Source organism: Vibrio sp. ES.051 (assembly GCF_002563795.1).
In the GTDB taxonomy this organism is placed as follows: domain Bacteria; phylum Pseudomonadota; class Gammaproteobacteria; order Enterobacterales; family Vibrionaceae; genus Vibrio.
Window position 1 is genome coordinate 41,195 of record NZ_PDJL01000002.1, and the last position, 21,430, is coordinate 62,624.

Consider the following 21,430-nt stretch of genomic DNA (forward strand, 5'->3'; position numbering starts at 1 on the left):
TGAGTGTTCACACAGATTGATATGGTTTAAATTCAGAGCAAAACAATTGGTTCTGCATAAAATGCCGAAGCAATTTTATGTGGGGCTATAGCTCAGTTGGGAGAGCGCTTCGCTGGCAGTGAAGAGGTCATCGGTTCGAACCCGATTAGCTCCACCATAATGTTTTTTGTGTCCCGTTCGTCTAGAGGCCTAGGACACCGCCCTTTCACGGCGGTAACAGGGGTTCGACTCCCCTACGGGATACCATCTTTAAGCGCATTCAATGAGTGTGTTTAAACATGGTTTTCATCAGAAAACTTTGCTCTTTAACAATTTGGAAAGCTGACTGATAACAACAACGTTGTTATCAAATAAAGTTCTCAATGTTTATCGTAAAGATAAACACCAAAACAACACATTCAAGTGTTCTTGGGAATATCACTATTACAGTGATTATTCGAAATTGAGTCCGGCAAAATCGAAATGTCTCTCGCTCATTCAAATAATGAGAGACAACTTTGGTGATTTGAACATCAACTCGAAACTCCTTCGGGTTGTATGGTTAAGTGACTAAGCGTACACGGTGGATGCCTTGGCAGTCAGAGGCGATGAAGGACGTATTAACTTGCGATAAGCCCAGATTAGGCAGTAAAAGCCACTTGAGTCTGGGATTTCCGAATGGGGAAACCCACTTACATAAGTAAGTATCGCTGCGTGAATACATAGCGTAGCGAGGCGAACCGGGGGAACTGAAACATCTAAGTACCCCGAGGAAAAGAAATCAACCGAGATTCCGAAAGTAGCGGCGAGCGAAATTGGACTAGCCCTTAAGCTTTATAGGCGTCAGGTGAACAAGCTGGAAAGCTTGGCGATACAGGGTGATAGCCCCGTAACTGACGACGCATATGCAGTGAAATCGAGTAGGGCGGGACACGTGATATCCTGTCTGAATATGGGGGGACCATCCTCCAAGGCTAAATACTACTGACTGACCGATAGTGAACCAGTACCGTGAGGGAAAGGCGAAAAGAACCCCTGTGAGGGGAGTGAAATAGAACCTGAAACCGTGTACGTACAAGCAGTAGGAGCACCTTCGTGGTGTGACTGCGTACCTTTTGTATAATGGGTCAGCGACTTATATTCAGTGGCAAGGTTAACCATCTAGGGGAGCCGTAGCGAAAGCGAGTGTTAACTGCGCGACTTAGTCTCTGGATATAGACCCGAAACCAGGTGATCTAGCCATGGGCAGGTTGAAGATTGAGTAACATCAATTGGAGGACCGAACCGACTAATGTTGAAAAATTAGCGGATGACTTGTGGCTAGGGGTGAAAGGCCAATCAAACCTGGAGATAGCTGGTTCTCCCCGAAAGCTATTTAGGTAGCGCCTCGGACGAATACTACTGGGGGTAGAGCACTGTTAAGGCTAGGGGGTCATCCCGACTTACCAACCCTTTGCAAACTCCGAATACCAGTAAGTACTATCCGGGAGACACACGGCGGGTGCTAACGTCCGTCGTGGAGAGGGAAACAACCCAGACCGCCAGCTAAGGTCCCAAATTACTACTAAGTGGGAAACGATGTGGGAAGGCTCAGACAGCCAGGATGTTGGCTTAGAAGCAGCCATCATTTAAAGAAAGCGTAATAGCTCACTGGTCGAGTCGGCCTGCGCGGAAGATGTAACGGGGCTAAGTAGTAAACCGAAGCTGCGGCAATACTCTTTGAGTATTGGGTAGGGGAGCGTTCTGTAAGCGGTTGAAGGTGTGTCGTAAGGCACGCTGGACGTATCAGAAGTGCGAATGCTGACATGAGTAACGATAATGGGGGTGAAAAACCTCCACGCCGGAAGACCAAGGGTTCCTGTCCAACGTTAATCGGGGCAGGGTGAGTCGACCCCTAAGGCGAGGCCGAAAGGCGTAGTCGATGGGAAACGGGTTAATATTCCCGTACTCAATCAAATTGCGATGGGGGGACGGAGAAGGCTAGGTGGGCCTGGCGACGGTTGTCCAGGTTCAAGTGCGTAGGCTGAAGAGTTAGGTAAATCCGGCTCTTTTTAAGGCTGAGACACGACGTCGAGCATCTACGGATGTGAAGTCATTGATGCCATGCTTCCAGGAAAAGCCTCTAAGCTTCAGATTTGATGGAATCGTACCCCAAACCGACACAGGTGGTCGGGTAGAGAATACCAAGGCGCTTGAGAGAACTCGGGTGAAGGAACTAGGCAAAATGGTACCGTAACTTCGGGAGAAGGTACGCTCTTGGCGGTGAAGTCCCTTGCGGATGGAGCTACTAGGAGTCGCAGATACCAGGTGGCTGCAACTGTTTATTAAAAACACAGCACTGTGCAAAATCGTAAGATGACGTATACGGTGTGACGCCTGCCCGGTGCCGGAAGGTTAATTGATGGGGTTAGACTTCGGTCGACGCTCTTGATCGAAGCCCCGGTAAACGGCGGCCGTAACTATAACGGTCCTAAGGTAGCGAAATTCCTTGTCGGGTAAGTTCCGACCTGCACGAATGGCGTAATGATGGCCACGCTGTCTCCACCCGAGACTCAGTGAAATTGAAATCGCTGTGAAGATGCAGTGTACCCGCGGCTAGACGGAAAGACCCCGTGAACCTTTACTACAGCTTGGCACTGAACATTGACCCTACATGTGTAGGATAGGTGGGAGCCTTTGAAGCACGTACGCCAGTATGTGTGGAGGCAACCTTGAAATACCACCCTTGTAGTGTTGATGTTCTAACTTAGCCCCCTCATCGGGGGTGAGGACAGTGCCTGGTGGGTAGTTTGACTGGGGCGGTCTCCTCCCAAAGCGTAACGGAGGAGCACGAAGGTGGGCTAAACACGGTTGGACATCGTGTGGTTAGTGCAATGGCATAAGCCCGCTTGACTGCGAGAATGACAATTCGAGCAGGTGCGAAAGCAGGTCATAGTGATCCGGTGGTTCTGAATGGAAGGGCCATCGCTCAACGGATAAAAGGTACTCCGGGGATAACAGGCTGATACCGCCCAAGAGTTCATATCGACGGCGGTGTTTGGCACCTCGATGTCGGCTCATCACATCCTGGGGCTGAAGTCGGTCCCAAGGGTATGGCTGTTCGCCATTTAAAGTGGTACGCGAGCTGGGTTTAGAACGTCGTGAGACAGTTCGGTCCCTATCTGCCGTGGGCGTTGGAGAATTGAAAGGGGCTGCTCCTAGTACGAGAGGACCGGAGTGGACGAACCTCTGGTGTTCGGGTTGTGTCGCCAGACGCATTGCCCGGTAGCTAAGTTCGGGATCGATAACCGCTGAAAGCATCTAAGCGGGAAGCGAGCCTTGAGATGAGTTCTCCCTGATACTTTAAGTATCCTAAAGGGTTGTCGTAGACTACGACGTTGATAGGCAGGGTGTGTAAGTGCTGCGAGGCATTGAGCTAACCTGTACTAATTGCCCGTGAGGCTTAACCATACAACACCCAAGGGGTTTTGATGGACTCAATACAAGAAAACTTGATTGTGTTAAGAACTGAAACAGCTTTCCAGATTATTAATTACTGCGTTGGCGGTAGTTAAAAAGAATTTGCTTGGCGACCATAGCATTTTGGCCCCACCTGACTTCCATGCCGAACTCAGAAGTGAAACGAAATAGCGCCGATGGTAGTGTGGGGTTTCCCCATGTGAGAGTAGGACATCGCCAGGCTTTACATTATGGACATTCGTTTTTACAACGGGTGATACCACTGCGGAGTGGTAGTTCAGTTGGTTAGAATACCGGCCTGTCACGCCGGGGGTCGCGGGTTCGAGTCCCGTCCACTCCGCCATTTATTCAAAAGCCTAGTCGAAAGACTGGGCTTTTGTCGTTTCTAGTGTATCGTTTCTTCTTTATACCAGTTTGGAAAAGTAATGGTTTAGGTCTCTCCAATTACTCGGATACTATTTGGTAATGCGACGGCAATGACATTCTAGAAAGCAATTTCATACCGCACAAATCCTGCCAATATACTGGAAGCTGTGGAGCTTTGGTTCGCACGCCGTCAGCTCTAAACCTAGGTTATCCTTTATCACAACAGCATGAAGACCTTTTGCTGTCGCCTCTGATGCATGTGCTAGAGGCTCATTCGTGATGTCTTGAACTACCCAAGGAACAACAATACCTTACCAAAACCCCTTGAAAGGAGAGTGAGTCAAGTAGATGTGAGTATTCGAACTATTGAGTATTGAGCGAGACTTTGCCGTTTTAGGTCAAGTTCTGGCGGGGTTTGTTGTGATTGTTTCGGGCGTAAATATCATTGCCAATAAATCGGCTCCTGGGAGGCACGAATCCATCTGTGTCTTTTCTTGCAGGCCGTCGTCATCCTTCTTTAAACATTCTGAACTCATTTATTGACGCTTGTGTGACTGACCTTTATTCATTTAGTCATTTGAGGTGGATCTTCTTTGAAGCGTGTTAAGGCGAGTTATCTTATTTTTATTTGGCTGGCGAGCTTGTAAAGTCGATATGAGAGGCTAGGCTCAGGAATCCTTAGGAAAAAAAGTGATGCATTACAGCAGCCGGCAGTTTTCACTGCCGGCTAATTAGAACTGTAATACATTAGTCACTTTGCACTAAAGCTAATGCTTTACGAGAGACTTCATGAGCCGCTTTAGTCAGGTTTTGCTTCTCTAGTGTGTCAGCTAAGAACGCGTAATCAGAGACGTCTGACCGAAGTTTCAAAGCAACTTCAAAGTGCTCTTGAGCTTCTTTCCACTTCGCTTGGCGGAAATAGAAGTGCGCTAATGCGCTATGCGCTGCGGCGTTATCTGGCTCTTTCTTCACTACTCCCTCTAAGAAAACCACGACAGGGTGGATATCTGGCAGGTTTAGATCTGGCAGTAGTTGATAAAGCTCAGGAGCCGGTTGTTTTTTCAATGCTTCTTTTAGCACAGTAAAGGCTTCAGCATCCGCTTTGCGAGCGATAAGCTCACGAGCAAAGCATGCGATAAGGGCTGTCTCTTGCTTCATTTTACGCGACAAGCCATTCCAATGAGATATGAGCCCTTCACTGCCCTGTTGTTGTGCCACCTCGTGCATTAAACCGCATTGTGCTTTTTGTATCAATTCTGCTTGCTCTTCTTCCGTTATCAATTTCGCTTTAGTTAGCTGAGGCATTAGATCGATCAGTGGTTGCCAAAGCTTTAACTGCATATAGGTGGTTTTTAGCAAGTTCAAAACTATCGAATTGTTAGCATACTGACCTTTTAGAGATTGCAAAGTATCAAAAGCCGCTTCGAACTCGTTATCGCGAATAAACTGTTTCGCACGAGTTAATTCAACCGCGAGGTGAGCGTTTTTTTGTTGGCTAGCTAAGTCGAGGTAGTGATCACGTTTGGCTTTATCGCCTTGACCTTGTGCCGCTTCAGAAGCGACCAAATAACATAATAGAGGCATATCGTGGTGATTTGCCCAGCGTGTTACTTTTTTTTCTGCCCCTTTCCAATCGCCCTCAAGTAATTTGATAATCCCTTCATTGGTGTATCGACGTGAATGACGCATTTTGCGCACGCTGAAGTAGTTCCATGTACTTGAGCTTGCATAGATAAGTTTCTTAATTAAATATTCAAGCAGAAATAGGCCAGCAAGCGCAGCGATAACGAAAACAACTAAAGTCGTTACACTCATCTCGATCGTTTTTCCGGCGATGGAGATCAATACATAGCCTTGTTGACCAGAGAATTGAGTACCAACAAATAGGCCTGCGCCTAGAACAACAAACAGGAAAATAAAACGAACCATTATTTACCCTCCATACCTGTCATTGTGGTGACTTCACGACGTAAGCGCTCACGAATGACATCGGAAAGTTGAGACTGGCTGTGCAGTTTTGTTGGGTATTCCACCTGAATATTTTGCTGACTCAATTGGTTGATGGTTTTATTGAACTCCTTCACCGAGTTATCTTCTTGGTTAAAGAACGCCAATGCCCATTTATCGGCTGTTTTTAAAGAGGTAGTGTAAATTTCGCCTTGTTCTTGATAGACGGCTTTGATGGCGGTTTCCAGCTTCGCTTTAATGTTTTCTTTTAGGTAAAAATGCTGAGTTGGAGAGAGCAGTGGGATAGCATTGCTCTCTCGAGTACGAAAGGTAATGAAGTTCTCTGAGAAGTCTTTCAACGAGGTCATTAGGTTATCTTGCCAGTTGGCAATATTTTCAGACACTTCGTTTTTCTCGACGACTTTTGCTTCTGGAAGCAGTGCATTCGCGAGCGGCAGATTGTCTACTTGTTGTTGTAGAGCGGTCAAACGTAGCACAAGACCGTCTCGGTCAATCAAAGGGATGGTGCGAAGTTTGGTGATGTCGTTGGCCATCGCTTTGCGCAGTGTCACTAAGCTAGGGTCATTGAGTGCGGCAATACGTTGATCCGCACTTTCCATTAATTGGGTCGCGCTTTCAACGTCATGCTCAAGGAACAATTTACGACCCGCGAGTTTGACTAAATAGTCGGCTTCTGCCAGTAGCCAGTCATTTGGTCGACGACCTTTCACGTCTGCCATTGCCAGTTGCAGGCTTTCAATGCTTTTTTGCTGCTGACCAAGAATGACTTCGGTTTGATGTGTTACCGATGTTGTTTTTTCAATGGTTTCTTTTTTTACCTGAGTCAACTCTTGCTGCATTGAAGCTTGCGTTTGTTTTATCTGCTTTTGAAGTTGAGCAATTTTGGCTTGATAATCGGTTTGTTGCTGATGAAGTTTGTACGCTAGGCCGCCACCAAAAATAATAGATAGGATGATAGCCACAGTACCAAGTTTAACGCCGCGCTTGCCTTGTTTTTCTTCAAACTCAGTTTTTTTTGGTGTATCAGCAATTTTAGGGGACTCTTTTTCCGGTTCTGGCTCCTGTTTCGCTACGTCTTTTTCAGCTAGCGCTGCCGAGGAAGTTTCTTCGGAAAGGTTTTTATCGTTATTTTTTTGGTCGTTATTTTTACTTGTCATGCCTATATCCTGTGTAGCTAGGGCTGGAGAGCAGCCAGTAATTCTTGATTGGATGCGCTTCCTGTGCATCTCACTCGAGTGAACCCCCGTTGAATTGCGATATCAGCAATGCGTTGACTGGGGATATACAACCTTTGTTGATTAAGCCAAGTCAATTGTTCTGACGTTAATTGGCGGCACAAATAATCCAGTTGCTCACCACTCGTGACGATGATCTGGTTAATTTGCAGATTTTTCCATAGTGAGATACAGCTTACTGGATCGAATGGGATGAATTCTCTCTTGTAAGTCTCACTATAGTGAACTTTTGCTCCACGTTTCATCAATGCATCTTTAATCAGCTCTCTCCCTCCGTTACCACGAAGAATGAGAACCTGTTGTTGTGCCACATTGTTGAGCTCTGGTAGTCGCAATAAATGTTCACTATCACTGACTTGGGGATAGTGTACTTTCTGTTGAGTGCATTTGCTTAAATAGTGTGCTGTTTTTTGACCAACGGCAAGGTAAATAGCCTGTTTCGGCCATGATGCTCCGTGACTTGTTAAGATTTGTTGTGCACATTGCACCGCATGTCGACTGACCGCGATAACGATTTGAGCTTGGGGAAGGTGCTGAGATAGGTGCGTATCCGTGAGATCGGTAACGATGTCGATCAGCGGATGGTGATGTGCAGAAATGCCGTGCCTTTCGAGCAGAGAGCAAAGCGCAGTGCCTTGCTCTCCCGGCCGAGTGACCAACACTGCCATGATTATTCGTGATCTGCGTACAGCTTAGCTAAAATTTCACGAGCGCCGTTTTCGAGTAGCTGGTTGCCCAGCTGAACGCCCAAGGTTTCGCCATCTTTACGGTGGCCACGAATTTCACCTCGTACAATTTTGCTGCCATCAGGCTCACCGACCAGTGCACGTAACCAAATGTCATCACCATTAAGCAGAGCATAACTGCCAATGGGTACCTGACAGCCGCCTTCTAGGGTCAGATTCATTGCACGCTCACACAAGACGCGATCGACTGTATCTGGGTGATTAAGTGGCTCAAGTAGCTTCAGCAGTCGTTCGTCGTTGAGTCGGCACTCAATACCCACTGCACCTTGGCCGACCGCAGGCAATGATTGCTCGGGCTCGATAAGGCTGCGAATTCGTTCTTCCAGTTTCAAACGCTTTAGGCCAGCCGCTGCAAGAATAATGGCGTCGTATTGACCGGCATCCAGTTTACCAAGGCGAGTTCCAACATTACCACGTAGCTCTTTAATAATGATGTCTGGACGGTATTCTTTCAGTTGGCACTGACGACGCAAACTGCATGTCCCGACAATAGCACCTTGAGGTAGGTCATCAATGTTGCTGTAGGTATTAGAAACAAAAGCATCGCGTGGGTCTTCTCGTTCACAAATGGTCACGAGCCCAAGCCCTTCAGGGAAGTCAACTGGCACGTCTTTCATCGAATGGACGGCAAGGTCTGCGCGGCCCTCTAACATTGCGACTTCCAATTCTTTAACGAACAAGCCTTTACCACCCACTTTGGCCAGTGGAGTATCTAAAATCACGTCACCTTTGGTCACCATAGTTACTAACTCGACTTCTAAACCAGGGTGAGCGGCTTGAAGGGCATCTTTAACAAAATAAGCTTGCCACAAAGCAAGCGGGCTTTTTCGAGTTGCAATGCGAATAGGTGTGGATTGTGTCATGATCTTCTCAATGCTGTTTGGATTTGGGTTTATCCTACCATTCTCACCAAGAAATGCTTACTGTTAGTTGGTTATCTCCGAATAGTATGAATGGGATAACATGACGTTATGAAAATAGTGTGACTGGATTCTCAATTAGACTAAGGACTATTATTAGTAATAGGCATTACAAGCGACACTACCGCGCGGCCTATTTTGTGACTAAAGTATGGTTTTGGAACCGAAGCGATTCACAGAGCGAAACTTTACCCATACTAATAAAAGTGTTAAATTGATCACGTTTTTAAGCCGTATTGGTTTAAAACGTCAGCAGATTTCCGTGATTGTTCAACCAAGGATTTACCTTGCAGGCTTACACCCATAAAATCATTCAGCGATTAGATAATTTGAACCAGCAGCGAATTGATCGCGCGCTGGCGCTTATGGATGCGCAAAGCCAGCAAGTGTTCCACTTGATTCCTGCTTTGTTCAACTACAACCATCCTGTTATTCCTGGTTACTACGACGCCGACGTCCCGTTTGGGGTGCTCGGGCTTGAGCTGAATAACATCCAACAGCAATTCATTGATGATACTCAATTGGCTATTGGCCAGCCGTTAAAGACGGCAGATGCGCCAGCTATACTTGGGTTGTACACGATGGGCAGCACCTCGTCGATTGGTCAAAGTACGTCAAGTGATTTAGATATTTGGGTCTGTATTTCACCAGAGATGGATTGTGACGAGCGTGAACTGTTGACCAACAAATGCTTGCTGATCACCGATTGGGCACAAAGCCAAGGTGTTGAAGCAAACTTCTTTTTGATGGATGAAGATCGTTTTCGTAGCAATCACTCGGAAGAGATGACCGGTGATAACTGCGGCTCTTCTCAACATCTCCTTTTGCTTGATGAATTTTATCGCAGCGCAGTTCGTATCGCCGGACAGCGTTTGCTATGGCAAATTGTGCCGCCAGAAATGGAAGAGTGTTACGACGAGTACGTTTCACAGCTTTGTCGCGATGGCTACATCGACTGTAGTGATTGGATCGACTTTGGTAAACTGCATCGCATTCCTGCTGAAGAATACTTTGGTTCGAACTTGTGGCAGTTATATAAAAGTATCGATTCGCCCTACAAATCGGTACTAAAAGCGATTTTGCTGGAAGCTTACTCGTGGGAATACCCACATACCCAATTATTAAGTATTGATACCAAGCGTCGTTTCTTTGCTCATGAGCCCGATCTCTATGGCATGGACGCGTATTACTTGATGTTGGAAAAAGTGACGCGTTACCTAGAACGTATTCAGGATTACACACGGCTGGATTTGGTACGTCGTTGTTTCTACCTCAAAACCCATGAAAAGCTTTCTCGTGAACCGGATGTCGGATCGGTTGCATGGCGTCGTGCGGCGCTCAGCGACATGATCGCGAAATGGAATTGGGATGAAAGTGTGGTGGCGGAATTAGATGACCGCCGTAACTGGAAGGTTGAGCAGGTAACCAAGGTGCATCATGCGCTGCTTGATGCGTTGATGCAGAGTTATCGAAACCTTATCCAATTTGCCCGTCGTAACGACATTACATCGGCCATCAGCCCACAAGATATCAGCATTCTGGCGCGCAAGCTGTATGCGGCATTTGAAGTATTGCCCGGTAAAGTAACATTGCTTAACCCACAGATTTCGCCTGATTTACATGAGCCGGATTTGAGCTTCATTGAAGTGAAAGAAGGCAGTGCGAATAAGTCTGGCTGGTATCTTTACAAACAGCCATTGATTGCACACCGGATTATGGGTCAACCATACCTAGAGCATCATGAATACTTAAGTAAACTGGTGTCGTGGGCATTTTTTAATGGGCTGATCACTGAATCAACCCGTTTGCATGCTGTCGTACGCGAAGCGCAGCTGGATATCGATAAGTTCTATCAAATGGTGAGTGACCTACGTAATACCTTTGCATTGCGTAAGCGCCGCCCAACAATGCAAGCGTTAGGAAGCCCATGTGAAATCAGTCAGCTTGCGATGTTCATTAACTTTGAAAGCGATCCGACCACGGAATTATCTGGTCGTTCACTTAAAGTGGATGTAAAAAACACCGATATTTTCAGTTTTAGTTCTCAGCATAAGAACTTGGTCGGCAGTGTCGACTTGGTTTATCGCAACTCATGGCATGAAGTGCGAACACTGCACTTTAAAGGCGAAACGGCAATACTGGATGCATTGAAAACCATTTTGGGCAAGATGCACCAAGACGCACTCCCTCCTGAGTCGGTGGATGTATTTTGTTACGCCAAGAACATGCGCGGTGTGATGCGTAATATGGTGTACCAGCTATTAGCAGAGTGTATCGATTTACGTTTGAAGCCGGTAGAGCAAGAGAAACGTCGCCGCTTTAAAGCGATGCGCCTTGGTAATCAAACCTACGGTTTGTTCTTCGAGCGTCGCGGTGTATCAGTACAGAAACTGGAAAACTCCATCGATTTCTACCGCAGCATCTCGACCAATAAATTACAAGGCTCGCCATTGTTAATGCTGGATAGAGAGAAAGAGTATCAGATGCCGGAAGCAGTGGATGGGTTTGCCAGTGAAGGCTTGGTGCAGTTCTTCTTTGAAGACAACGATAACGATGGCGGTTTCAACATTTATGTATTGGATGAGTCGAACCAAGTCGAGGTTTATCACCAGTTCAGTGGCTCGAAAGATGAGATGATCTCGTCAGTGAACAGTTTCTATACTTCGGTGAAAGGTGAGAGTCGTGTCGCCTCTAAGTTTATTAACTTCAACTTACCGCAGTACTACCAAATTATTCATCCTAAAGAGGGGAATGCTTACATTATTCCTTATCGCAATGACGCTTGTTCGCCTCGTCGTCCGACGAAAGCAATCAATGCTTAAAAGCATGGACGATTAAATACACCAAGAACACATCAGTGCTCTTGGTGTTTGGGTGAGGATGGAGAAGCATCACGCCCAATCAATGGCTTCGCCAGCGTGTTTTTCACACTCTTGTTTGACCATCTCAAACAGCTCCATACCTGTCTTTGAACAGATCCATTTGTCTTCAATAAGCTTGAAGTGGAAACCACCCGATTTTGATGCCAACCAAATCTCATGCATCGGCTCTTGGCGGTTAATGATGATCTGGCTGCGGTCTTCAAACTCTAATGTCATGACATTGCCAGACACCTCAAAATCGATGTCTGCGCCTGAATCATCGATGGATTCTTCGATGAGTTGCATCTGCGCATCCACCAGTTGATGAAATTCAGTATCGTTCATCCGTCTATCCTATTGCTTTTCCTGAGTGTGGTGCGATTATAGGGGGCATTGATTCAATAATCACGATATGCGAAATGAAAAAATTAGTTACTGTGTTGTTTGTGATGATTTCCGCGGCGTTAGCGGGATGTGGCCAATCTGGTTCACTATACATTCCAGACGACACTCAACAGAATGAGCAATCACAATAATAACCGCACCTTAGGGTGAAATCAGGGTACAGCAGTCGAATAAAATAAGGGAAGCGAATTTTGGATTACTTCAACTATCAGGATGATGGCCAGCTTTGGGCCGAAGACGTCCCACTTCAAGCTCTGGCCGAGCAATATGGCACTCCTCTTTACGTATACTCTAGAGCCACGTTAGAGCGCCATTGGAAGGCGTTTGATAGTGCCGTGGGTCAGCATCCTCATCTGGTTTGTTATGCCGTTAAAGCCAACTCAAACCTAGGGGTATTGAATGCGCTGGCACGCTTAGGGTCAGGTTTCGATATCGTGTCGGGGGGGGAACTCGAACGTGTGATAGCTGCTGGTGGTGAGCCGAAAAAAGTCGTGTTCTCTGGCGTTGGTAAAACCGCAGCAGAAATGAAACGTGCGCTGGAGTTAGGGATTAAGTGCTTCAACGTCGAATCTGAACCCGAGCTTGAACGCTTGAACAAAGTGGCAGGCGAACTGGGTGTGATGGCACCGATTTCATTGCGTATTAACCCTGATGTCGACGCACAAACACACCCTTATATTTCGACAGGCCTTCGCGATAATAAATTTGGCATTGCATTTGAACGTGCGCCAGAGGTATACCAATTCGCGCAGAGTTTGCCAAATTTGAATGTGCAAGGTATCGACTGTCACATCGGCTCACAGCTCACGAACATCGAGCCGTTTATCGACGCGACCGATCGTTTGCTGACCCTGATTGATGATTTAAAAGCGCAAGGTATCAATATTCGTCACCTTGATGTTGGTGGTGGCCTTGGCGTGGTATACCGAGATGAGCTGCCGCCTCAGCCTTCAGATTACGCGAAAGCGCTGCTAGGCCGGCTTGATAATCACCAAGACCTAGAGCTCATTTTCGAGCCAGGTCGTGCGATAGCTGCGAACGCGGGTATCTTGTTAACGCGTGTTGAATTTTTAAAACACACCGAACACAAGAACTTCGCCATTATTGATGCCGCCATGAATGACTTGATGCGTCCTGCACTATACCAAGCATGGCAAGATATCGTGCCCGTTTCACCGCGCGGGGGTGACGTGAAGACTTACGATTTGGTTGGCCCTATTTGTGAAACGGGCGACTTCTTGGGTAAAGATCGCGCACTCGCTTTGCAAGAAGGTGATCTACTCGCGGTTCGTTCAGCGGGTGCCTATGGTTTCGTGATGTCTTCGAACTACAATACTCGTACCCGAGCGGCGGAAGTGATGGTGGATGGTAAGCAGAGCCACCTTGTTCGCCAGCGTGAAGAGCTGACCAGTTTGTGGCAGCTGGAACAGATTCTACCGGAGTAACACACACAAAATGCATTTCCACTTTTCCAAAATGCACGGTTTGGGCAATGACTTTATGATTGTCGACTGTATTACCCAAAACGTGTTTTTCTCGCAAGACTTGATCCGTCGTTTGGCGAATCGTCATACCGGGGTCGGCTTTGACCAATTGCTCGTGGTTGAGGCGCCATATGATCCAGAAACCGACTTCCATTATCGTATTTTTAATGCGGATGGCAGTGAAGTTGAGCAGTGTGGGAACGGCGCTCGTTGTTTTGCTCGGTTTGTCCGCTTGAAAGGACTAACCAATAAATACAGCATCAGCGTCAGTACCAAGAGAGGCAAGATGACTCTCAACATCGAGGATGACGGGGACGTGACGGTCAACATGGGGGTGCCAGAGTTCGAGCCGAATAAAATTCCTTTCAAGGCCAAACAGAAAGAGAAAACCTACATCATGCGTGCTGGCGACAAAACTCTGTTTTGTGGTGCCGTGAACATGGGTAACCCGCATGTCGTAACGGTTGTGGATGATGTGGATACTGCCGATGTCGATACGTTAGGCCCGTTACTCGAATCTCACGAACGTTTCCCTGAACGCGTCAATGCCGGTTTTATGCAAATCGTAAGTCGCAATCAGATTCGCTTGCGTGTTTATGAACGTGGTGCGGGTGAAACTCAAGCTTGCGGTAGCGGTGCTTGTGGCGCGGTTGCGGTGGGGATCTTGCAAGGCTTGCTGGATGAGAATGTGACGGTTTCTCTGCCTGGAGGAGAGCTGCGTATTGCATGGCAAGGTCCAGGGAAGCCGCTGTTTATGACTGGCCCAACAACACACGTGTTTGATGGTCAATTATCATGTTAGTGGAAGAAAAAGGAAACGGTTTGTCTCAAATAGAAGCCGATGCATTAACGGCGGAAGTGGTTGCCGATTACCTTAAAGATCACCCTGATTTTTTTGTCCAGCGTCCAGAATTAGTGGATCGTTTGTCGTTTCCGCATCGTGATTTGGGCGCGATTTCTCTGGTTCATATTCAAATGAACCGCCAACGTCAGCGCATTGAAGAGCTGGAAGAAGAAATTACGACCTTGATGTCGCTTGCAGCCAATAATGATCGCACGTTTTACGAGTTTATGGATTTACAGGGGCTGATTCTAAAATGCGGTGACTTCAAACAAGTCATTCACGCTATCGAAGAGAAAGCCCAAGCGCTGGGCTTGCGCGCCTTTGTGCGATTGTTTAGCCAATGTGACGCATCGAGCCAATTGAGCAAAGAAAACTACCAACGTTTTGCGACCACTCATTTAAACGGAAAAGAGGCGTATTTAGGCCGTCTACGCAAAGTCGACCGTGAAGCTTTGTTCGGCGACATGAAAGTGCCTGAAATGGGATCGTATGTGGTCCTGCCGTTAGTCAAACAGCAGACGCTTGGGGTATTGGTCTTCTCGAGCGAAGATGGTGGTCATTTTCAACCAGAGATGGACACCTTGTTTTTACGTCACCTATCATTAATCGTGGCACATCTCGCTCAAACACTGGTATGGCAAAGTTACGATGACGACAACGCCCAACACTCCTCTGCCAAATAGTTTACGAAAGCCCCTTGAACGTTTTTATGAATTTCTACGAAGCGAAAAGGGGTTGAGCTTACATACTCAACGTAATTACAAACAACAATTAGAAACCATGGCTCAGCACTTAGTTGAAATGGGACTCAAAGATTGGGCTCAAGTCGACGCGGGTTGGGTGCGTCAACTGGCGGGTAAAGGCATGCGAGAAGGCATGAAAGCCAGTAGCCTAGCGACGCGGCTTTCGTCACTGCGTAGCTTTTTTGATTTTCTTATCCTTCGAGGTGAAATGTCAGCCAATCCCGCCAAAGGGGTTTCTGCGCCACGCAAGCAGCGTCCGTTACCGAAAAACCTCGATGTGGATGAAGTAAGTCAGTTACTCGACGTGAATGAAGACGACCCGCTCTCGGTGCGTGATCGTGCAATGATGGAGCTGATGTATGGTGCGGGGTTGCGTTTAGCCGAACTGGTCAGTGTCGATGTACGCCATGTCCATCTACGCAGTGGCGAACTTCGTGTTATCGGTAAAGGTGATAAAGAACGCAAAGTCCCGTTCTCCGGAATGGCGACCGAGTGGGTCGCAAAATGGTTGAAAGTGCGTGGCGGCCTTGCGGCGCCGGGTGAGCCTGCGTTGTTTGTCTCCAAGCTGGGCACACGGATCTCGCATCGTAGTGTGCAAAAACGCATGGCAGAATGGGGACAGAAACAATCGGTCGCCAGTCACATCAGCCCACACAAGTTGCGTCACTCATTTGCGACCCACATGTTGGAATCGAGCAATAATTTGCGAGCGGTGCAAGAGTTATTAGGCCACGAAAATATCTCGACTACCCAGATTTATACTCACTTGGATTTCCAACATTTGGCGCAAGCCTATGACCAAGCACATCCCCGTGCTCGTAAAAAGCGTGGAGGCTGAATCACCGATGAAATTCTACCGTCGAATCGCGTCTGTTAAGGCGATGACGTTTGACCTCGACGACACGCTTTATGATAACTATCCGGTAATAGTCCGTATGGAGCGTGAATTACTGACCTGGTTACAGCAAACTCACCCAGCGGTTGCACACATGGGTAAGGCCGAGTGGTTACAAGTGAAGCGGCATGTTGTGCAGCAGAACCCAGAGTTAAAAAGTGATGTCACGCTGTGGCGTTTGGTGCAGCTTAAACACGGTTTTCTTCACGCGGGTTATAACGACCAGCAAGCGTTAGCCGCCGCTGAAGAGGGCGTGCAGCTGGCGCTCGACTGGCGCAGCCGATTTTCCGTACCACAGCCAACCCTCGACCTGTTAGCGCAACTGGGTGAGCGCATTCCGCTGGTGGCCATCACCAATGGTAACGTCGATGTAGATAAAGTTGGGTTAACGCCGTATTTCCAATCCGTACTTAAAGCGGGACCCGATGGTTTGGCGAAACCCGCAACGGACATGTTTATTAAGGCGCAGCAGTTTTTAGCTTGTCCGGCAGTGAATATTTTGCATGTGGGGGATCATTTAGTGACGGATGTGCATGGTGCAAAATCTGCTGGATTTTCAGCTTGTTGGTTTAATGATATGAATAAAAATGTCATGAATAATGCAAAAGCACGCATGTTACCTGATGTTGAAATCAACAGTTTGCAGCCGTTACTCACACTTTTTTAATGGCTTTCGCATTAATCCAGTCTGAATTCATTTTGTGTCTAGAAAAGCAGCGTAAAGCCACGTAAATTATTCACTGTTAAGTAAAAAGTAACGCCACGCGTCGTGGTGAAAACAGTATTACGGCAGTGGTAGGTGTATGCGATCTTTTTCCAAACTGGTTCACGATGTCAGTCAGCTGAATGATTTTTTAATCGCTTCTCAGATTTCTCCAGATAGACAATGCTTGGTGCAAATGTTGTCTACTCAGCCACGAGACCTTACTGCTGTACTCGCAGAGGCCGTTTTAATGGTGGTGCCAAACGCGGATATCATCGGGCACAGCACCCGCAACGTTATCCACGAAGGGGAGATATATACTTCAGGCTGTCTCGTTAACCTGATTGAATTTGAGCACACCACAATCACGTCGGCCGTGCAAACCTACTCTTATTCACCTGATATCGATGGTGGAGAACTCAAGCGCTCACTCTTATTGCAACACAACTCTCAAGTCATCATCAGTTTTGGCGTGCAAGTTGAGCGTCGTGATTATCCGCTGTTCCAAACGTTTGCCACTGAGAATGTTGCGCTCTCTGGTGGTTTGGCACAAAGCATCGATGATGGTTGTTGGGTATTGCATCAAAATCAAATTTTCGAGAACGCCGTTGTGGCGGTCGCTTTGCACAGTGATAGTTTAAAGATATGGACAGACGCGTATTCAGAGTGGAATCCGATTGGTATGCCACACTATGTCACTCATGCCAAAGGGACTCGCTTGTATTGCTTAGGCGAAGATAAAGCCCTAGAGGTTTATCAGCGTTATCTGGCGGATGGGCATGATATAACGCTCAGCCAGCTTCTGAGTTTTCCGTTATACCGAGAATCGCTCGGTCGTAAAGAAGTGTGCAGCGTGACGGACTTGCACTCAGATGGGAGCATGAGTTTTGATAAGCCTTGGTGTCTTGGTGATGAAGTTCAGTTTTGCTATAACCATCCATCACTGACGCTAGAGCAAGTACGACATGGAGTCGTTGAAATTGGCATGCATCAACCCGAAGTGGTGATGATTTTCAATTGTGCCTCACGGTTAGACTTCATCGACAGCAGTGATGAGGTGGATGCCTTTAAGGGGATCGCCACCACTTTCGGCAGTTATTGCATGGGAGAGTTACATGGAGAGGTGGGTCAGCCCGAAATTCTCCATCACAGTCTGACTTATTTAGCGATGCGAGAAGGGGATGAAGTTCAATCTATCAATCTTCCTGAGCCCCCGGTTAGTTCCTCCATCTCACCGCTGTTTAGCCTGATCCGGAATGCGATTAGCGATCTCAATAATATGAATGCGCACATGGGCTACCAACTGGACAGGCAAACAAAGAAGTTGCAAGAGAGCTATCGTTGCGATAACCGAACCGGATTACAAAACCGCATTGCGTTACAAGAACGGTTAAATAGCGTTGCTGCCGATGAGCACTTACTGACGATTAAGTTACTTAACTTTAGCCACATTAATGAAAAATATGGTTATCGCGTTGGCGACCAGTTACTGAAAGATCTCTCCATGCACTTTACCAACCGACTAAGAAAACGTTTGGGCATGCTTGCCGCTTTGCAGCTCTATAGCATTGGAGTCGGAGAGTGGGCGTTTGTGTTTAAGGCGGATGTAAGTAGTGAAACCATTAAGCAACACTTTACTCGTTTTGCCGATGCGGTGGAGCAAATCAACTTTGAACCGATGGGTCTACGAGAAATTGATTATCTTTCTATTTCTCTGTGCGGAGGTTTGGTCAGTCGTCGAGATTTTCTCTCGGCTTCGCCGGATGAATTATTACTCAAGGGCATAGAAGCCCGTCGTGCTGGCGTTCGCAGTAATACCCATATCTGTAATGCAAAAGACATCGAAGTCAGCGAAGATGTACGTAAAGAGCAGTTAGGCTGGTTGAGCTGTGTCAGTCGGGCGATTCTCAAGCAGAACATCCTCACCTATAGTCAGCCAATTGTGCATGCGGACAGTCATCGTTTGGCTAGCCAAGAGTGCTTAGTTCGGATTCAGGAAGAGGATGGGTCAGTAATTGCACCGGGACATTTTTTACCGATCATTGCAGATACCCATTTGTATACCAGATTGAGTCGTCACATGATTCACGCCACGCTGCATTACATGCGAGACAAGCAAGGCGACTTCTCGATTAACTTATCTCCGCAAGACTTATTAAGTGATTAGACCTTAATGCTGTTGGAGCACCAAATCTGCCAGCTTAACGATCCAAGGCGGATTGGCTTGGAAGTGTTGGAGTCGGAGCAAATTAAAGACTATGGTCGAATGATCGAAGTATGCAGCCACTTCAGAAGCTTAGGCGCACGCATCATTGTTGATGACTTTGGTTCCGGTTACTCTAATATTGATGAGATCCTAAAGCTTGAGCCTGAAGTGATAAAGCTCGATGGCAGTTTGATTCGCGATATCGATAAAGACTTAAAGCAGCGCAAAATAGCCTCTCAGCTTGTTCGCTTGTGTCAGGTGTTTAATGCTGAGACAGTCGCGGAATTTGTTCACAACCGAGAAGTGTGCAAAATCGCACAAGAGATGGGCGTGGATTATTTACAAGGGTACTACTTGGGTGCGCCAACGCGGCTGTTTTAAGCGTGTTTCACGTGAAACCATGACGCATAAAAACGCAGCCAGCGCTGCGTTTTTTGTACCAATCGATGGCGTTCGTGACGTTTATTGCTTGAGTACATGCCCACTTTTTTCTGCTTGAAATGCCGCGAGGTAGTGAGTAAACACATTCAGCATTTGCTTTTGGTTGTCTTGTTCACCAAGTTGACCTAACAAATGAGCGACGACTTCAAACGTGCACAAATTACCTTGCTGTTGGTTACGTCTGAGCCGATATTGCGAATCGGCCTGCGTAGAAAGTCCCATGGCTGGAATGCCTTCTAACCAGCGACTTTTATTGATCATCTTGCGCGCTTCTTGCCAAGTGGCATCCAAAACAATAAACAGTGGTTTTTTGTTTTGTTGTTGGGATTGTCGACTCACTTGCTCTAGCGTCACGCTGTCCTTACTGGGATACAGCAACACAGGATACAGCGTCGGATCCGCGAAGCGTACCAGCAACTCGGCTGGTGGCTGCTTTCTATCCCAAACGGATTGTTCCACATTGCAGTGGCAATATTGCAATAGCTTGCCCGTATTGGTGTCGCGCGCCAGTTCGTTCGGATGCATCAACAGCAAGATGGTGTGCTCACTGGTGAGTGTCGGTAGCAGTGAGCAAATACAGTTGAACTGAAAACCGCAATGAGGACACGGCTGTGACATTACAAGCGTACTCCTTCACGGGCAGGGCTAATGCCATCCGAGAACAAACGCACACCGCTGACTTGTTCTGCAGTCGCCGTTGGCGCCATGCTTGGGTTGATTGGGTAGCTGACGCCGGTATATTGCATTACGTGTTGAGCGGGTGTGGCGCCGCCACCGCTGACATTAAAAATCAGGTCTCGCCAGCCGTGGGATGTGTGCTGGCCGAGCATAATAGGGCTGCGGACTAAGGTCATACGGCTATTAAAACGCCACTCTTTTTCATGGTTCTCAAATACCAATAAGGTACAGCCACCAGATCCGCACCAATCCAGTTGCACTAGTAATTCTTCATTATTATCACCGTTGAGATCGTATGTCAGCCAACGGTATTGGTTGTTATTTGGGTTGGTTTGATGAATGAAAAAGTAGTTGCGCACAGCGGCATCGACCCTTGAGTCGAACTCCGCGCTAGAAGGTATATCCGCGCTCCCGATAGGCTTACTGGCTCGCTCCGGTGCTCGCTGCTCAATACCTTGATCACGTACGGTTGCGGGATACAGTACTAAGCCGCCATCCGCAATAGGGTAAACCATGTTGCCGACTTTCTCTTTGGTTGCGGTTAATTGGTTGCCTTCACGGGTGAACAGTCGCTCTGACATCAAACGTTGCTGTTGGTGATGCGTCATGACCACTTGAACCTGCGATGGACTCAACTGTTGCCAGTAACCACGTTCCACCAGTGGCGCTTGTCCATTGGCGTAGCTGTATTTGGTCATGGCACTGTGGTCAGAATTTAAAGTCATGCTCACCTCGAAGCCTTGCGATTGGGTCGAAGTTGCCACGTAAGTGTTGGCCCACTTTAGGCTAGCATCGACATTCGATGCCATGCCACAGCCTTGGTAGGTATCGCCATCATGTTTGAGTGTGGCTTTCCAGCCATACAACGTATCACTCATGGTATCTGAGCAGAGATTCTCTGTTAGACGAAGTTCTCCATCCTGTAATTGATAGGTGCGTTGACGGGGTTGGATCTGACTGCTTTGAATCGCTAGGTTTTCTGCTTCTTCGCCCATTTTCTGGAATGTCAGTCCACGTGATTCAAAGCTAGCCGACCAAGATGGCTCATTACCAAACACACGGGTGGGGTTGTTCGGTTGACCACAACGATTTGGATTTTCCGCCGTGAGGAAGTTCACTTGTTCGACGACAAAATTGGCATCAAAATCGGCAGAAAATCCGTCGATGCCGGGCGGATTAAGATGGCCGATCATCTCCCCATACATCGTCTGGTAAGGTTCACTAGTTAACTTGATTGCACGTTGACTTTGCTGAGGTGACAGTTGCAGCCAGTACTGCTTATCACTGCCACAGGGCATGATGTATTGGCTTTCATGACCCACAACCACTTTTCCGCGTAACATAAAGGTTTGAGGTTGAATCGTTGTAGGCTTATCTAATCTGGCTGGTGGGGCGGTAAGTGTCTCTGGGCCAGATGGTGGCAGTTGCAAACTGCATGCTTGCAGAAGCAGCAGGGTGGCGAACGCCACTGGGTTTTTCAAAGCCTTCATGTTATAT

General features: G+C 47.4%; 14 protein-coding genes, 3 tRNA genes, 2 rRNA genes and 1 pseudogene. 13 read left to right on the forward strand and 7 right to left on the reverse strand.

What is annotated here, in order from left to right; all coding sequences use genetic code 11:
- The first annotated feature begins 81 nt into the window (after positions 1 to 81).
- The 5 genes from ATG66_RS00220 (at position 82) to ATG66_RS00240 (ending at position 3,781) form a co-directional block, all read left to right on the forward strand.
- Positions 82 to 157: transfer RNA gene (locus ATG66_RS00220), tRNA-Ala, on the forward strand.
- A gap of 13 nt (positions 158 to 170) precedes the next feature.
- Positions 171 to 246 (forward strand) — tRNA-Glu (locus ATG66_RS00225).
- 293 nt (positions 247 to 539) lie between these two features.
- Positions 540 to 3,429, forward strand: a 23S ribosomal RNA gene (locus tag ATG66_RS00230).
- A 114-nt stretch (positions 3,430 to 3,543) separates the two neighbouring features.
- Positions 3,544 to 3,660: ribosomal RNA gene (rrf, locus tag ATG66_RS00235) — 5S ribosomal RNA — on the forward strand.
- Between the two features lie 44 nt (positions 3,661 to 3,704).
- A tRNA-Asp gene (locus tag ATG66_RS00240) sits at positions 3,705 to 3,781 on the forward strand.
- Positions 3,782 to 4,551: 770 nt separating this feature from the next.
- Here ATG66_RS00240 and ATG66_RS00245 read toward each other — a convergent pair.
- The 4 genes from ATG66_RS00245 to hemC are packed head-to-tail and all read right to left on the reverse strand — an operon-like array spanning position 4,552 to position 8,616.
- Positions 4,552 to 5,733: a heme biosynthesis protein HemY gene (locus ATG66_RS00245; RefSeq protein ID WP_098413440.1), complete on the reverse strand. Its 1,182-nt coding sequence runs from the start codon at positions 5,731 to 5,733 to the stop codon at positions 4,552 to 4,554.
- The gene (locus ATG66_RS00250) at positions 5,733 to 6,929 is read right to left on the reverse strand and encodes a uroporphyrinogen-III C-methyltransferase (RefSeq protein ID WP_098413441.1); all 1,197 of its coding nucleotides are present in this window, start codon (positions 6,927 to 6,929) and stop codon (positions 5,733 to 5,735) included. Before ATG66_RS00250 ends, ATG66_RS00245 begins: the two co-directional genes overlap by 1 nt.
- 17 nt (positions 6,930 to 6,946) lie before the next feature.
- Positions 6,947 to 7,675: a uroporphyrinogen-III synthase gene (locus tag ATG66_RS00255; protein WP_098413442.1), complete on the reverse strand. Its 729-nt coding sequence runs from the start codon at positions 7,673 to 7,675 to the stop codon at positions 6,947 to 6,949.
- A gap of 2 nt (positions 7,676 to 7,677) precedes the next feature.
- Positions 7,678 to 8,616 carry a hydroxymethylbilane synthase gene (gene hemC, locus ATG66_RS00260; protein ID WP_098413443.1) on the reverse strand — a complete coding sequence of 313 codons (939 nt, stop codon included), beginning with the start codon at positions 8,614 to 8,616 and terminating at the stop codon, positions 7,678 to 7,680.
- 344 nt (positions 8,617 to 8,960) lie between these two features.
- Between hemC and ATG66_RS00265 the strand changes: the two genes are divergently transcribed.
- Positions 8,961 to 11,495: a class I adenylate cyclase gene (locus ATG66_RS00265; protein WP_098413444.1), complete on the forward strand. Its 2,535-nt coding sequence runs from the start codon at positions 8,961 to 8,963 to the stop codon at positions 11,493 to 11,495.
- 69 nt (positions 11,496 to 11,564) lie between these two features.
- Here ATG66_RS00265 and cyaY read toward each other — a convergent pair whose 3' ends face one another.
- Positions 11,565 to 11,879 (reverse strand): iron donor protein CyaY, encoded by a 315-nt coding sequence (gene cyaY, locus ATG66_RS00270; protein WP_098413445.1) that lies wholly within the window; start codon positions 11,877 to 11,879, stop codon positions 11,565 to 11,567.
- Between the two features lie 74 nt (positions 11,880 to 11,953).
- On the opposite strand from cyaY, the gene lptM reads away from it, so the two are divergent.
- The 7 genes and pseudogenes from lptM (at position 11,954) to ATG66_RS00305 (ending at position 19,195) form a co-directional block, all read left to right on the forward strand.
- Complete coding sequence (gene lptM, locus ATG66_RS21230; protein ID WP_441351603.1) at positions 11,954 to 12,070, forward strand: LPS translocon maturation chaperone LptM; 117 nt, start codon at positions 11,954 to 11,956, stop codon at positions 12,068 to 12,070.
- Positions 12,071 to 12,130: 60 nt separating this feature from the next.
- Entirely contained in the window at positions 12,131 to 13,384 is a 1,254-nt protein-coding gene (lysA, locus tag ATG66_RS00280) for a diaminopimelate decarboxylase (protein WP_098413446.1), read from the forward strand.
- A gap of 10 nt (positions 13,385 to 13,394) precedes the next feature.
- Entirely contained in the window at positions 13,395 to 14,225 is an 831-nt protein-coding gene (gene dapF, locus ATG66_RS00285) for a diaminopimelate epimerase (protein WP_098413447.1), read from the forward strand.
- Positions 14,219 to 14,950, forward strand: coding sequence for a DUF484 family protein (locus tag ATG66_RS00290; RefSeq protein WP_179885550.1), 732 nt, complete (start codon positions 14,219 to 14,221; stop codon positions 14,948 to 14,950). Before dapF ends, ATG66_RS00290 begins: the two co-directional genes overlap by 7 nt.
- The gene (gene xerC / locus ATG66_RS00295) at positions 14,916 to 15,848 is read left to right on the forward strand and encodes a tyrosine recombinase XerC (protein ID WP_098413448.1); all 933 of its coding nucleotides are present in this window, start codon (positions 14,916 to 14,918) and stop codon (positions 15,846 to 15,848) included. Before ATG66_RS00290 ends, xerC begins: the two co-directional genes overlap by 35 nt.
- Positions 15,849 to 15,855: 7 nt before the next feature.
- Positions 15,856 to 16,572, forward strand: a complete 717-nt coding sequence (gene yigB / locus ATG66_RS00300) for a 5-amino-6-(5-phospho-D-ribitylamino)uracil phosphatase YigB (RefSeq protein WP_098413449.1) — start codon at positions 15,856 to 15,858, stop codon at positions 16,570 to 16,572.
- Positions 16,573 to 16,708: 136 nt separating this feature from the next.
- Positions 16,709 to 19,195 (forward strand): annotated as a pseudogene (locus tag ATG66_RS00305) (EAL domain-containing protein).
- An 81-nt stretch (positions 19,196 to 19,276) separates the two neighbouring features.
- Here ATG66_RS00305 and ATG66_RS00310 read toward each other — a convergent pair.
- Both ATG66_RS00310 and ATG66_RS00315 read right to left on the reverse strand, forming a co-directional pair.
- On the reverse strand, positions 19,277 to 19,873 hold the full coding sequence (locus ATG66_RS00310) for a tRNA-uridine aminocarboxypropyltransferase (protein ID WP_098413450.1): 597 nt from the start codon (positions 19,871 to 19,873) through the stop codon (positions 19,277 to 19,279).
- Complete coding sequence (locus ATG66_RS00315; RefSeq protein WP_098413451.1) at positions 19,873 to 21,423, reverse strand: COG3650 family protein; 1,551 nt, start codon at positions 21,421 to 21,423, stop codon at positions 19,873 to 19,875. The genes ATG66_RS00310 and ATG66_RS00315 overlap by 1 nt, the downstream gene beginning before the upstream one ends.
- Between the last annotated feature and the right edge of the window lie 7 nt (positions 21,424 to 21,430).

Coding starts and splice junctions, on each gene's coding strand:
- ATG66_RS00245 (WP_098413440.1), bottom strand. CDS start 5,733: ATGGTTCGTTTTATTTTCCTGTTTGTTGTTCTAGGCGCAGGCCTATTT.
- ATG66_RS00250 (WP_098413441.1), bottom strand. CDS start 6,929: ATGACAAGTAAAAATAACGACCAAAAAAATAACGATAAAAACCTTTCC.
- ATG66_RS00255 (WP_098413442.1), bottom strand. CDS start 7,675: ATGGCAGTGTTGGTCACTCGGCCGGGAGAGCAAGGCACTGCGCTTTGC.
- hemC (WP_098413443.1), bottom strand. CDS start 8,616: ATGACACAATCCACACCTATTCGCATTGCAACTCGAAAAAGCCCGCTT.
- cyaY (WP_098413445.1), bottom strand. CDS start 11,879: ATGAACGATACTGAATTTCATCAACTGGTGGATGCGCAGATGCAACTC.
- lptM (WP_441351603.1), top strand. CDS start 11,954: ATGAAAAAATTAGTTACTGTGTTGTTTGTGATGATTTCCGCGGCGTTA.
- dapF (WP_098413447.1), top strand. CDS start 13,395: ATGCATTTCCACTTTTCCAAAATGCACGGTTTGGGCAATGACTTTATG.
- ATG66_RS00290 (WP_179885550.1), top strand. CDS start 14,219: ATGTTAGTGGAAGAAAAAGGAAACGGTTTGTCTCAAATAGAAGCCGAT.
- xerC (WP_098413448.1), top strand. CDS start 14,916: ATGACGACAACGCCCAACACTCCTCTGCCAAATAGTTTACGAAAGCCC.
- yigB (WP_098413449.1), top strand. CDS start 15,856: ATGAAATTCTACCGTCGAATCGCGTCTGTTAAGGCGATGACGTTTGAC.
- ATG66_RS00310 (WP_098413450.1), bottom strand. CDS start 19,873: ATGTCACAGCCGTGTCCTCATTGCGGTTTTCAGTTCAACTGTATTTGC.
- ATG66_RS00315 (WP_098413451.1), bottom strand. CDS start 21,423: ATGAAGGCTTTGAAAAACCCAGTGGCGTTCGCCACCCTGCTGCTTCTG.